This is a genomic window from Allobosea sp. FW305-C-101 (assembly GCF_058783685.1).
This window is the reverse complement of the sequence record NZ_JBYSYT010000001.1, coordinates 102,604-115,007: the sequence shown is the minus strand read 5'-3', so window position 1 is coordinate 115,007 and position 12,404 is coordinate 102,604. Positions and strand designations below refer to the sequence as shown.

Annotated in this window: 11 protein-coding genes; 6 read left to right on the top strand and 5 right to left on the bottom strand. The window is 67.6% G+C overall.

Annotated features, from left to right (window positions below):
• The first annotated feature begins 71 nt into the window (after nucleotides 1-71).
• The 6 genes from AC3WMA_RS00560 to AC3WMA_RS00535 all read left to right on the top strand — a co-directional run bounded on the left by AC3WMA_RS00560 (nucleotide 72) and on the right by AC3WMA_RS00535 (nucleotide 7,455).
• A complete protein-coding gene (locus AC3WMA_RS00560; RefSeq protein ID WP_492283474.1) occupies nucleotides 72-845 on the top strand; it encodes an enoyl-CoA hydratase/isomerase family protein in 774 nt (257 codons plus the stop codon).
• A gap of 67 nt (nucleotides 846-912) precedes the next feature.
• On the top strand, nucleotides 913-1,980 hold the full coding sequence (locus AC3WMA_RS00555) for an ABC transporter substrate-binding protein (RefSeq protein ID WP_492283473.1): 1,068 nt from the start codon (nucleotides 913-915) through the stop codon (nucleotides 1,978-1,980).
• A gap of 23 nt (nucleotides 1,981-2,003) precedes the next feature.
• The gene (locus AC3WMA_RS00550) at nucleotides 2,004-3,062 is read left to right on the top strand and encodes an ABC transporter ATP-binding protein (RefSeq protein WP_492283472.1); all 1,059 of its coding nucleotides are present in this window, start codon (nucleotides 2,004-2,006) and stop codon (nucleotides 3,060-3,062) included.
• On the top strand, nucleotides 3,059-4,819 hold the full coding sequence (locus AC3WMA_RS00545; RefSeq protein WP_492283471.1) for an ABC transporter permease subunit: 1,761 nt from the start codon (nucleotides 3,059-3,061) through the stop codon (nucleotides 4,817-4,819). Before AC3WMA_RS00550 ends, AC3WMA_RS00545 begins: the two co-directional genes overlap by 4 nt.
• Before the next feature lie 22 nt (nucleotides 4,820-4,841).
• Entirely contained in the window at nucleotides 4,842-6,371 is a 1,530-nt protein-coding gene (locus AC3WMA_RS00540) for a class I adenylate-forming enzyme family protein (protein ID WP_492283470.1), read from the top strand.
• A gap of 1 nt (nucleotide 6,372) precedes the next feature.
• On the top strand, nucleotides 6,373-7,455 hold the full coding sequence (locus AC3WMA_RS00535; protein WP_492283469.1) for a hypothetical protein: 1,083 nt from the start codon (nucleotides 6,373-6,375) through the stop codon (nucleotides 7,453-7,455).
• A 20-nt stretch (nucleotides 7,456-7,475) separates the two neighbouring features.
• Here AC3WMA_RS00535 and AC3WMA_RS00530 read toward each other — a convergent pair whose 3' ends face one another.
• The 5 genes from AC3WMA_RS00530 to AC3WMA_RS00510 form a co-directional block, all read right to left on the bottom strand.
• Nucleotides 7,476-8,405, bottom strand: coding sequence for an arginase family protein (locus tag AC3WMA_RS00530; protein WP_492283468.1), 930 nt, complete (start codon nucleotides 8,403-8,405; stop codon nucleotides 7,476-7,478).
• Between the two features lie 68 nt (nucleotides 8,406-8,473).
• Complete coding sequence (locus AC3WMA_RS00525; RefSeq protein WP_492283467.1) at nucleotides 8,474-9,592, bottom strand: ABC transporter substrate-binding protein; 1,119 nt, start codon at nucleotides 9,590-9,592, stop codon at nucleotides 8,474-8,476.
• A gap of 19 nt (nucleotides 9,593-9,611) precedes the next feature.
• Complete coding sequence (locus tag AC3WMA_RS00520; RefSeq protein WP_492283466.1) at nucleotides 9,612-10,415, bottom strand: ABC transporter permease; 804 nt, start codon at nucleotides 10,413-10,415, stop codon at nucleotides 9,612-9,614.
• A gap of 2 nt (nucleotides 10,416-10,417) precedes the next feature.
• Nucleotides 10,418-11,272, bottom strand: coding sequence for an ABC transporter permease (locus AC3WMA_RS00515; protein WP_492283465.1), 855 nt, complete (start codon nucleotides 11,270-11,272; stop codon nucleotides 10,418-10,420).
• Nucleotides 11,269-12,363, bottom strand: coding sequence for an ABC transporter ATP-binding protein (locus tag AC3WMA_RS00510; RefSeq protein WP_492283464.1), 1,095 nt, complete (start codon nucleotides 12,361-12,363; stop codon nucleotides 11,269-11,271). Before AC3WMA_RS00510 ends, AC3WMA_RS00515 begins: the two co-directional genes overlap by 4 nt.
• Nucleotides 12,364-12,404: the final 41 nt, after the last annotated feature.

Here is a 12,404-nt window from a genome sequence, read left to right as displayed (position 1 = left end):
AAGGTGAGCCGTTTACGTATTATTTGCAATAGAAGTTATTGCATTGTAATAAATACCCATCGGAGGGCGCTATGAAGGACTCTGTTCTGGCTGAAGTGCGTGGCGCGGTCGGCATCATCACCCTCAACCGCCCCGAGATTCTGAACGCCTGGAACGCGCCGATGCGTGAGCGGCTGGTCGCCTGCTTTGACGAGATGGAGGCGAACGAGGCGGTTCGCGCCATCATCCTGACGGGTGCCGGCGAGCGCGCCTTCGGCGCCGGCCAGGACCTCAACGAGACCAAGACCTTCGATCCGGACCGCGCCGAATTGTGGATGGGCGAGTGGGAGCGGCTCTATGACCGCATGCGCTCGCTCTCGAAGCCGCTGATCGCCGCGCTGAATGGCGTCGCGGCGGGGTCCGCCTTCCAGGTCGCGCTGCTCTGCGACCTGCGCGTCGGCCATGCCGGCGTCACCATGGGCCAGCCCGAGATCAATTCCGGCATCGCTTCCGTCACCGGTCCCTGGATCATGAAGGAGATGATCGGGATCGCCCGCACCATCGACCTGACCCTGACCGGCCGGATGATGGATGCCGACGAGTGCTTCCGCATCGGCCTGATCAACCGGATCGTGCCGAAGGAGCAGGTGATGCAGGCTTCGCTCGCGCTGGCCGAGGAACTCGCCGGCAAGCCGCCGGTCGCCATGCGCCTCAACAAGGCCCGCTTCCGCGAGGTCACCGAGGCGAGCTTCCGCGAATGCCTCACTGCCGGCATCCGCAACCAGCGCGCCGCCTACGCCACCGGCGAGCCGGCGCGGATGATGGAAGCCTTCCTCGCCAAGCGCGCGGCGCGAAAGACGGCCTGACCACGATACCTGACCATCCGATCACCCACGGGGAAATGCGGAAAACCGCTTGAAAGGGGAGTAGACGATGACGAACCTGACCATGAAGCCGACCCGGCGCACCCTGCTGCAACTCGCTGGCGGCGTCGCTGCCGGCGCGGTCGCCGCGCCCTATCTGACGGGCACGGCGCGCGCTGCGACCCAGATCACGGTCGCCGATCCCGGCGGCCCGTTCGGCCCGGCCTTCCGCAAGGCGTTCTACGATCCCTTCGAGAAAGCGACCGGCAACAAGGTCGTCAACGTAGCCCGCGAGGCCGAGCCCACCGCCCAGTTCAAGGCGATGGTCGAGACCAAGTCCTATACCTGGGACGTCTGCACGCTGACGCTCTCGGCCCGCGACATCCTGAAGGCGCAGGGCCTGCTCGATCCGATCGGCTTCGCGCATGCCGACGTGCCGAAGCTGATGCCGCAGGCGATCTCGCCCGAATTCATGGGCACGGATGTCTATTCGACCGTCTTCGCCTATCGCACCGACCGCGTGAAGAACGCGCCGGCGAGCTGGGCCGACTTCTTCAATGTCGAGAAGTTCCCCGGCCGCCGCGCGCTGCGCAAGAACCCGATCGACACGATCGAGCAGGCGCTGCTCGCCGACGGCGTGCCGCTCGACAAGCTCTATCCGCTCGATGTCGATCGCGCCTTCAAGGTGCTCGACAAGATCAAGCCGCATGTCGCGGTCTGGTGGACCGGCGGTGCCCAGTCGACGCAGCTCCTGCAGAGCGGCGAGGTCGACATGCTGCCGGGCTGGAACGCCCGCCTGCAGGCGGCGATCGACGGCGGCACCCCGGCCAGGATCGTCTGGAACCAGGGGCTCTACTCGATCGAGGGCTGGGGCCTGCCCAAGGGCGGACCGAAGGCGGATGTCGCCCGCCAGTTCGTGCGCTTCTGCTCCGATCCGAAGGCGCAGGCCGTCTTCACCGAGGCGCTGGCCTATGGCCCGACCAATCTCGACGCCTATCAGACCATCCCCGCAGAGCGCGCCAAGGTGCTGCCGACCTCGCCGGAGAACCTGAAGCAGATGGCGATCGCCAACGAGGACTGGTGGAGCGCCAACCGCGCTAAGGTCTCCGAGCGCTTCAACGCCTGGCTCCTGACCTGACGGCGATGGGGACGGGTGCCGGAATGACCGCGATCCAGCCGAAATCGGCCAAGCTCGTCGTAGAAGGCCTGTGTAAGCGCTATGGCGCGACCACGGCCCTCGAGCCGAGCTCGCTCAGCGTCGCCGAGGGCGAATTCCTCACCTTGCTGGGGCCTTCGGGCTCCGGCAAGACGACGCTGCTCCAGCTCATCTGCGGTCTGGTCGAGGCCAGCGAGGGCAGGGTGGTGATCGACGGGCGCGACCAGTCGAACATGCCGGTCCACCAGCGCGATATCGGCCTCGTCTTCCAGCATTATGCGCTCTTCCCGCACCTGACGGTGGCGGAGAACATCGCCTTTCCGCTCAAGATGCGCGGGCGCCCCTCGGCCGAGATCGCCGGCCGGGTCGCGTCCACGCTCGACATGGTTCATCTCGGCCATCTCGCCGGGCGCTTCCCGCGCGAATTGTCCGGCGGCCAACAGCAGCGCGTCGCGCTGGCGCGCTGCTTCGTCTACCAGCCCTCGATCATCCTGATGGACGAGCCGCTCGGCGCCCTCGACAAGAAGCTGCGCGAGCACATGCAGATCGAGATCAAGCGTCTGCACCGCGAGAGTGGCGCGACCATCGTCTACGTCACGCACGACCAGGAGGAAGCGCTCGCGATGTCCGACCGCATTTGCCTGATGAACCATGCGAAGATCGAGCAGCTCGGCACGCCGCGCGAGATCTACGAACGCCCGCGCACGGCCTTCGCCGCCGATTTCATCGGCATCTCCAACATCTTCCGCGGCCAATGGGACGGCAACGGCGCGCTCGACACGCCGCATGGCCGCTTCGCCCTGCCGAGCGGCGCCAATTGCCAGAGCAAGGACGCGGCCCTCGTCATCCGGCCGGAGAACCTCCATCTCGGCGAACGCGACGGCAACGCCGTCCGCGGCCGGGTCAGCGAGATCGTCTATGCCGGCTCCGAGACGCGCGTCATCGCCGCGCTCGGCGACGGCAGCCCGCTCGTGCTGCGGCTCGGCCCGGACGATCCGGTGCCCGCCATCGATCAGGCCATCGTCGCCGGCTGGGCCCGCGACAAGGCGGTGCTGGTCGCATGAGCGCGGTCGCGGCAGGCACGGCTCCGGTGCGCCGGAGCAAACTGAAGTTCGGTCCGCTCTGGCTGGCGGTGCCCGGCCTCGCGTTCCTCGCGGTCTTCTTTGCTTGGCCCGTGGCGCAACTGCTCGGCCTCAGTCTCGTCGATCCCGAGACCGGCAGCTTCTCGGGCGGCGCCTATCAGCGCATCGCCGCGACCGATGTCTATCTGCGCGTGCTCGGCATCACCTTCCGCATCGCCGGCTGGACGGCGTTCTGGTCGCTGCTGATCGGCTACCCGCTGGCCTATTGGCTGGCGCGCCTGCCCGATATGTTCCGCGGCCGGATGCTGCTCTTCGTCATGGTGCCGTTCTGGACGAGCTATCTCGTCAAGACCTTTGCCTGGATGATCGTGCTCGGCCGCAGCGGCATCATCAATTCGCTGGCGACCGGCTCCGGGCTGGTCGATCAGCCCCTGCCGCTGCTGCACAACATGTTCGGCGTCATGGTCGGCATGGTCCATGCGATGGTCCCGCTCGCGGTTATGACCATGCTGCCGGTGATGACCGGCATCGACCGCCGCCTCGTCCAGGCCGCGCAGACGCTCGGTGCCGCCCCGGCGCGGGCCTTCTGGCTGGTCTATTTCAAGCTCTCGCTCCCGGGCGTCGCGGCGGCGGGGCTGCTCGTCTTCATCTCCTCGCTCGGCTTCTTCATCGTGCCGGCCTTCCTTGGCGGACGGCAGGAGACGATGCTCGCCCAGCTCATCATCACCCAGGTGCAGGAGTTGCTGAACTGGTCCTTCGCCGGGGCGCTCGCGGCCATGATGCTGGCAGCGGCACTGGTCTCCTGCTGGATCTACGACCGGCTCTTCGGCATCTCGACCATTGCCGGCGGCTCGGCTCAGGTCGGGGGCGGGCGCATCCGCGATCTCGGCATCGCCATCCTCGGCCTTGTCGGCGACATCGCCGGGCGCGCCGCCGCCGTAGCGCAGCGCCTACTGGGCAAGCGTATCTGCGCTGCGCTGCTGCCGGGCTTCTGCTGGCTCGTCATCGGCTTCCTCGTGCTGCCGACGCTGCTGGTGATCCCGCTCGCCTTCACCTCCTCGCAGTTCCTCGAATTTCCGCCGCCGGGCTACGGTCTCAACTGGTTCCGCACCTATTTCGAATCCCCACTCTGGCTGCAGGCAACGCTGCGCTCCTTTGGCGTCGCCTTCGTCACGGCGCTGGCTGCGACCGCGATCGGCGGCTTCGCGGCGCTGGCGCTGGCCCATAGCCGCACGCGCTGGGGCGGGCTGATCTTCGCCTTCTTCCTCGCGCCGATGATCGTGCCGCGCATCGTCATCGCGGTCGGGCTGTTCTACCTCTTCGCCCGGATGGGCCTGATCGCGACCGATCTCGGCCTGATCATCGGCCATACCGTGCTGGCGATCCCGTTCACGCTCGTCACCGTCGCGGCTGTGCTCAAGACCTATGACCAGCGGCTCGACCAGGCGGCGGCGACACTGGGCGCCAACCGCGTCCGTACCCTCACCGGCGTGACGATCCCGCTGGTGAAGGGTGGCCTCGTCGCGGCCTTCCTCTTCGCCTTCATCACCTCCTTCGACGAGCTCACCATCGCGATCTTCGTCTCGGGCGGCGTCAAGACGACCCTGCCGAAGCAGATGTGGGACGACATGATCCTGCAGCTCAACCCGACGCTGGCCGCGGTCTCGGTCGTCGTCTTCGTGGTGGTGACGGTGATGCTGCTGCTGGCCGAACGCTTCCGCTCCTCCTCTTCTTCCTGATCCTGACGACCGAAGCGCAACCATGACCTCTCCTGACAAAGACGGCTTCGTTGGCCTTCTGACCGCGCGCGCCGCCGCCGAGCCGGACCGCGTCTATGCCCGCTTCAATGGCGAGCCGCTGAGCTATGGCGAACTCGAACGGCGCTCGGCCGCCTTCGCCTTGTATCTGCGGGCGCGGGGCATCGTCGCGGGCGAGCGCGTCGCTGTGATGATGCGCAATTCCATCGCCACCATCGCCGTGGTGTTTGGGCTCGCGCGGGCCGGCGTCGCTTGGGTGCCGGTCAATGCCCAGCAGCGCGGCGAGGGGCTGAACTATCTCCTGACCCATTCAAGCCCGCGCCTCGTCGTCGCGGATACCGAGCTCGCGCCGCAGATCGCCGAGGCGATGGGCCCGGATTCGACCCTGCCGGTGCTGCTGCATGTGCCGGGCGGCGACCTCGATGCCGTGCTTGCCGCGCCCGCCCGCTTCGACGAGCCGGCGCCTTCCGCGGATGCCGTCTTCGCGATCATGTACACCTCCGGCACGACCGGGCGGCCGAAGGGCGTCATCGTCTCGCACCGCATGCTGAGGCTGGCAGCCGAGAGCGTGCTCTACCTGTCGGATGCCAAGCCCGGCGAGGTCTTCTTCGTCTGGGAGCCGCTCTATCATATCGGCGGGGCCCAGCTCCTGCCGCTGCCGATGATCCGCGACGTGACGCTGGCCATGGTCGAGCGCTTCAGCGCCAGCCGCTTCTGGGCGCAGGTCCGCGAGGAGGGCGCGACCCATATCCATTATCTCGGCGGCATCCTGCAGATCCTGCTGAAGCAACCGCCTTCCGCTGGAGATCGCGAGCATGGCGTGCGCATCGCCTGGGGCGGCGGCTGCCCGGCCGATATCTGGACGCAGTTTCGCGACCGCTTCGGCGTCGAGATCCGCGAATGCTACGGCATGACCGAAGCCTCCAGCCTGACCACCTGCAACACCAGTGGCGTGGTCGGCTCGGTCGGGCGGCCGATGCCCTGGTTCACCGTCAGGCTGCTCGACGGCGAGGGCAAGCCGGTCGCGGCCGGCGAGCGCGGCGAGATCGTGGTCGAGACCAGCATCCCCGGCGCGATCTTCCCCGGCTATCTCGACAATCCCGAGGCGACGGCGAAGGCCCTGCGCAACAGCGCCCTCCATACCGGCGATCTCGGCTCCTTCGATGCGGACGGCAATCTCTATTTTCATGGCCGCATGACCGACAGCGTGCGCTGCCGCGGCGAGAACGTCTCGGCCTGGGAGGTCGAGCATGTCGCGGCCGAGCATGACGCGGTCGAGGATTGCGCGATGATCGGCGTCGCCGCCGATATCGGCGAGCAGGACATCAAGCTCTTCGTCAAGCCGCGTCATGGCGCGATCATCGATCCGCAGGCCCTGTCCGGCTGGCTCGGCCAGCGCCTCGCACCCTACCAGAACCCGCGCTACATCGCCCTCGTCGACGAGTTCGAGCGAACGGCGAGCCAGCGCATCATGAAGCACAAACTCTCGCCCCGGCTTGACGATTGCTGGGACAGGGCCGCGACGGGGCGCTGACATGGCCGGCTGCGATATCCTGATCTCCGGCACCGGCGGCTTCGCCGCGCGCATCGCTTTCGATATCGCGGCGACCGCCCGCGAGCCGGTCGAGGTGATCATCGCCGGGCGCAATCTCGAACGGCTGAACTGGCTGCGCACCGCCGCCAATGCCCGCGCCGCGCTGTTCGGAGCGAAGGCGCGCTTCACCACCCACGCCATCGATCTGCTGGCGCCGGATGCCTCCGACGCGCTGTTGGCTGCCACCAGCCCGCGTATCGTGGTGCAGGCCGCTTCGATCCAGACCTCGCAGGTCATCGCCCAGAGCGGCAATGCCTGGACGCGCCTGGTTGCCGAAGGCGGCTTGAGCGCGACCGCCGTCTTTCAGGCGCTGATCAGCGCCCGCGTCGCCGCGGCGATCACGCGCGCCGGCAAGTCGGTGACGCTGGTCAATTGCAGCTTCCCCGACGTGGTCAACGGCGTCATCGCCGCACTCGGCCATGGCGTCTCCTGCGGCATGGGCAATGTCGCGATCCTGTCCAACGTCTTTGCCGGCTCGGCCGCGACACCCGCCGGGGCCGAGGTCAAGGTGCTCGCCCATTACCAGAACCTCGCCGCCTGGCGTCGTCGCCCGGAGGAGCGTGGCGGGCGCGCGCCGCGCGTCTGGCTGGACGGCAAGGAGGTGGCGGATGTCTACGCCCGCTTTGCCGACATTCAGCTCACGCCCGAGCCGGTGATCGAGATTTCCGGCGCGAGCGGCGTGCCGATGCTGCTCGCCATGGCGGCAGGCAAGCCCTGGCAGGGTCATGTACCCGGCCCCGATGGCCTGCCCGGCGGCTATCCGGTCAAACTTGTCGGAGGCAGGCTCGAACTCGACCTGCCCGCTGGATTGGCCCGCGAGGAGGCCATCGCCTGGAACGCCTCTTTCGAAGCGGCCAACGGCCTCGTCGTCTCGCCGGAGGGCAGGGCGAGCTTCACGGGGCTTCTCGGCGGCAGGATCGCCGGCCACATCCCGGAGCTGCGGGATGGGTTCGACGTCCGCGATCTTGAAGCCGTGTGCGAGACGCTGCTCGGCTTGCGCGAGACCTTGATGCGAAGCGCATGATCTGCGCCCCGCGGCGGCTCTTATGATTGACTGGCCGCCTTCGACTGATGCTGCCGCGCGATCAGGTTGAGCGCGTTCAGCGTCACCTGGGCCGCGAGCAGCGCCGACATGCCGCCGACATCGTGAGGCGGGCTGACCGTGTTGATGTTGACGCCGACGAGATTGAGCCCGGCGCAGGCTTCCAGCACCGCGAGGCCCTCGCGCGAGGTCGCCCCGCCCCAGGTCGGCGTGCAGACGCCCGGCGCGACCGAGGGGTCGAAGAAATCCATGTCGTAGGAGAGATAGACCGGCCGGTCGCCGATATGGGCGCGAATCTCGGCGAAGACCTTGGCGATGCCGCGCTCCAGTAATTCGGCGAGCGGGATCACGTTGTAGCCGAGGCTGCGGCCATATTCGCCGACGCCGGGCAGCATCGTCGTGCCGCGCATGCCGACCTGGTAGGAGCGGGTGGCGTCGACCAGCCCTTCCTCGGCGGCGCGGCCGAAGGCGGTCGCGGTATTGTAGCCCTCGATCGGATAGGCGTCGGTATGGGCGTCGATATGGATGGTGACGAGATCGGGATAGACCCGGTGCAGCGCCCGCATTTCCGGCAGCGCGATCGCCCCGTCGCCACCGAGCGTCACCGCCACGGCCCGCGTCTCGGCAATGGCGCCGACGGCCGCCTCGATAGCGACATAGGAGGCTTCGAGATCGCCGGGGCTGACCTTGGCATCGCCGACATCGACCACGCCGAGCGCCTCCAGCGGGTTGATGCCGTTGACGAAGTCGAAGGCGCGCAGCAGCAGCGACTGCTCGCGGATCGAGGACGGCCCGAGCCGCGACCCGACGCGCTGCGGATGCGTGCCGCAATCAAAGGGCAGGCCGAGGACCACCGCCTTGGCGTCGCCGATCTCGGTGCGGTGCGGGACGCCCATGAAGGTCTGGGCGAGCGAAAACGGCGCCGTTGTCATCGATAGTCCTGTGTCTTGGTCGGAGAAGCAGGGACGGGCGGCACGTTGCCGCCCGTCAGGGTCGAGGCTCAGGACGCGATCGCGTCCATGTAGCGGGCGAGGATCGTGGCGTAGTGCTGCGCGTACCACTCGTTGTCGACGGCGACCTGGCGCGCGAAATTCTCCGGCGAGCCGCAGTCCAGCGCCTTCATCTCGGCCGGCACCAGCCCGGCGGCGGCCGGGTTCACCGGCCCGTTGCCGACGCGCTTGAACAGTTCGACCTGGCTCTTCGGGTCCTGCGCCGAGGCGATGAACTTCCAGGCGCCGGCCTTGGCCGGGTTGCCCTTCGGCACGATCCAGGCGCCGGGGAACAGGATGCCGTCCTCGAAGGTGAACTTGATGTGGTCGCCGACCTCCTTGGCGAGCAGCATCGAGCGCGTGTGCCACAGGTTCCCCATCACGACCTCCTGGTTGCGGAAGAGCTGCTGGCTCTCCGCGCCGGTGGTCCAGAAGATCGTGTGCTGCTTGATCTCCTTGATCTTGGCCAGCGCCCGGTCGACATCGATCGGGTAGATCTTGTCGCGGCTGACGCCGTCGGCGAGCAGCGCGGCTTCCAGCATGCCCTCGATATTGTTGCGGAGCGTGCGCTTGCCCGGGAATTCCTTGACGTTCCAGAAATCCTTCCAGCTCTTCGGCGCCGGTCCCTTCAACGCCTTGGCGTCGTAGGTCAGCACGAAGGAATAGAGATAGGCGCCGACGCCCCAGTCGGAACGATGCGCGGCGCGGACCTTGTCCTGCGCCACGATCGACCAGTCGACCTTCTCCAGCAGGTTCTGGCGGCCGAGTTCGATCGAGGCCGGCACCGTGCGGTCGCAGACGTCCCAGGTGACGGCGCCGCTCTCGACCATCGCCTTGATCTTGCCGGAGCTCGGCCCCGAGCCGTTGATCAGCGCCTTTGCGCCGGGATTGGCGGCGTTGAAGGGCTGGGCCCAGATCGCGTCATAGGCCGGCACGGCATCGCCGCCCCAGTTCACGACGACGACCTCACTGGTTTGTGCATGGGCCGGCGTCAGCCGCAGGCCGGCCGGGATCGCGCCCAGCATCGCCAGGGCCTGGAGGAAGCGACGGCGATGCACGCGCTTGCCTTCGGTCTGCACACGCAGGATCGCGAGGCAGTCGTCACGGAACTCCTGATGCTCTCTGGTCATGCTGGTCTCCCCTTTGTTGTCAGGCTTTTGCGGAGGTGCTGCGCAGCGTCGAGATCGCGACGGCGGCAAAGGTCAGGACGATCATCACCGTGCCGAGCGCGGCGATGGCCGGGTCGATATTGTCGGCGAGCCCCTCCCAGATTCGGCGGGGCAGGGTGGTGACCGCCCGGCTGGTGACGAAGAGCGCGACGATGGTCTCGTCCCAGGAGGTGATGAAGGCGAAGGCGGCGCCGGCGACGATGCCGGCCTTGATCTGCGGCAGCACGACCCAGCCCATCGCCTGCCGCGGATTGGCGCCGAGGCTGCGCGCCGCCTGCTCCAATCGCGGATCGACATTGGCGAGCGTGCCGGCGACGGTCAGCACGACGAAAGGCAGCCCTTTCATCGCGTGGATCAGGATCAGCCCGAGATAGGTGTCGAGCAGGCCGAGCGTCCCCCAGGCGCGGTAGAAGGCGACCGCATGCACGATAGGCGGCACGATGATCGGCGCCAGCAGCAAAAGGCGCAGGCGCTTTGCTAGCGGCGCTCCGAGACGCCAGGCCCCGACCGCGAAGGCGACGCCGAGCACGGTCGCGAGCACGGTCGCGCCGATGCCGACGACGAGGCTATCGACGATGCTCTTCGTCCAGCGGCCGTCGGTCACGAGGCTGTTGTAATGACGAAACGAGATCGCGCTGGTCGGCAGCGAGAGATAGCGCTCCGGCGTCAGTGAGATCGGGATGATGACGAGGATCGGCAGCAGCAGGAACGAGGCCGCGAGCCAGGCGACGATCCGGTTGAGCGAGGGTGCATTGCGGGTCGAGGGGACGCTGAGCGCTGCCATGGCTATTTCCTCAGCGCCTGTTCGACATCCATGAAGCGGCTGAGCCACATCACGAGCAGCAGCACGGCACCGAGCAGCACGGTCGCCAGCATCGCCGCCAGCCCCCAGCGCAGCGTCTCGGAGATCTGCACGCTGATGAATTCGGCCACCATGATCGTGCGTCCGCCGCCGAGGATGGCCGGGGTGATGTAGAAGCCGAGCGAGAAGATCATCACGATCACGCCCGCGCCGATCAGGCCGGGCAGGCTGAGCGGCAGGAAGACCCAGCGGAAGGCCTGCCCCGGCGTCGCGCCGAGCGCCCGCGCCGCCGGCACCAGCCGGTCGTCGATGCCGCGCAGGCTCGTATAGAGCGGCAGGATCGCATAGGGCAGCATGTAGTGGACCATGCCGATGATCACGCCGAGCTCGTTGCGCACGAGGCTGAGCGGGCTCTCGATCAGCCCGGTCGACATCAGGATCGAATTGACCACCCCCTTCGACTGCAGCAGCGCGACCCAGGCGAAGGCGCGGATCAGCGCGCTGATCCAGAAGCTCGCCACCACGATGCCAAGCAGGATCTGGCGCTCGCGCGGCCCGCATTGCAGCAAGGCATAGGCGACGACATAGCCGATCCCCAATGCGAGAACCGTGGTGATCGCCCCGATCCTGAGCGTCGTCCAGAGCACGCGCTGCACGGCGCCGTTATTGACCAGTTCGGCATAGTTCGCGACACCGGGCTTCGGCACGGTGAAGCTCAGCACCAGCACGTTGAGCACCGGCACGAGGTAGAACAGCGCCAGGAAGGCGCAAGGCGCCAGCAGCATCAGCCAGTAGAGCCGCTCGCTTCCACGGGTGCTGGTGGCGGCCGCCGCGCTCACGGCGAGGCCTCGTTGCCGCGCACGAGGATCGCGGCATCCTGCGCCCAGGAGGCGACGATCTCCTCGCCCTCCGCGAAGCTGCGCTGCCCGGCCGGAACCGTCGCCAGCAGCGTCTCGCCATCTGCCAGCCTGACCTCGACCTCGATCGACGAGCCTAGGTAGGTGATATCGGCAACGTGGCCGGTGACCTGACAAGGCGCTGCAGCCGTTCCAGGCACAGGCGCCGTCAGCCTGACCTTCTCCGGCCGGAGCGCGGCGACGGCCGCTTGTCCTGCCTGCGCCGCGATGCCGTTCCCGTTAGCCGTCGCGGCAAAGCCGGGCATATGGATCTCGACCTGCCCGCCGCTGGTCGCGGCGACCTTGCCGCGCAGGAAATTGCTCTTGCCGAGGAAGCCCGCGACGAACTCGGTGGCCGGCCGCTCGTAGAGCTCGGCCGGCGGGGCGATCTGGAGAATGCGGCCGCGATCGAGGATGACGATGCGGTCCGACATCGTCAGCGCCTCCTCCTGATCATGCGTGACATAGATGAAGGTCGAGCCGACCTCGCGGTGGATCGAGCGGAACTCGGTCTGGAATTCCTTGCGCAAGGCCTTGTCGAGCGCGCTCAGCGGCTCGTCGAGCAGCAGCAATTCCGGCGCGAAGACGAGCGAGCGGGCAAGCGCGACGCGCTGCTGCTGCCCGCCCGACAACTGGCGGGGATAGCGATGGGCGAAGGCCTGGAGTTTGGCCATCTCCAGCGCGGCCATGATCTTCGGCCGGGCGGCGTCGCCGGTGACGCCGCGCGCCCTCAAGGGGAAGGCGACGTTGTCGTAGACGGTGAGATGCGGGAACAGCGCATAGCCCTGGAAGACCACGCCGAAATTGCGCCGCTCCGGCGGCAGCCCGGTCACGTCGCGGCCGTCGAGCAGCATGCGCCCGCTGCTGGGCGCGACGAAGCCGGCGATGCTCATCAGGATCGTCGTCTTGCCCGAGCCGGAAGGGCCGAGCAGCGTGATGAACTCGCCGGCCTTGATCGTCAGATCGGTCGGTTCGAGCGCGACGAAATCGCCATAGCGCTTACCAACCTTGTCGAGGACAAGCGAGTCTTTCACCGATGCGGTCCCATTCCCCATGCCTTTCAGGCTTGGGTCCA

Excerpts from the sequence above, each read along its gene's own strand:
- AC3WMA_RS00560 (WP_492283474.1), top strand. The coding sequence starts at position 72 with ATGAAGGACTCTGTTCTGGCTGAAGTGCGTGGCGCGGTCGGCATCATC.
- AC3WMA_RS00555 (WP_492283473.1), top strand. The coding sequence starts at position 913 with ATGACGAACCTGACCATGAAGCCGACCCGGCGCACCCTGCTGCAACTC.
- AC3WMA_RS00550 (WP_492283472.1), top strand. The coding sequence starts at position 2,004 with ATGACCGCGATCCAGCCGAAATCGGCCAAGCTCGTCGTAGAAGGCCTG.
- AC3WMA_RS00545 (WP_492283471.1), top strand. The coding sequence starts at position 3,059 with ATGAGCGCGGTCGCGGCAGGCACGGCTCCGGTGCGCCGGAGCAAACTG.
- AC3WMA_RS00540 (WP_492283470.1), top strand. The coding sequence starts at position 4,842 with ATGACCTCTCCTGACAAAGACGGCTTCGTTGGCCTTCTGACCGCGCGC.
- AC3WMA_RS00535 (WP_492283469.1), top strand. The coding sequence starts at position 6,373 with ATGGCCGGCTGCGATATCCTGATCTCCGGCACCGGCGGCTTCGCCGCG.
- AC3WMA_RS00530 (WP_492283468.1), bottom strand. The coding sequence starts at position 8,405 with ATGACAACGGCGCCGTTTTCGCTCGCCCAGACCTTCATGGGCGTCCCG.
- AC3WMA_RS00525 (WP_492283467.1), bottom strand. The coding sequence starts at position 9,592 with ATGACCAGAGAGCATCAGGAGTTCCGTGACGACTGCCTCGCGATCCTG.
- AC3WMA_RS00520 (WP_492283466.1), bottom strand. The coding sequence starts at position 10,415 with ATGGCAGCGCTCAGCGTCCCCTCGACCCGCAATGCACCCTCGCTCAAC.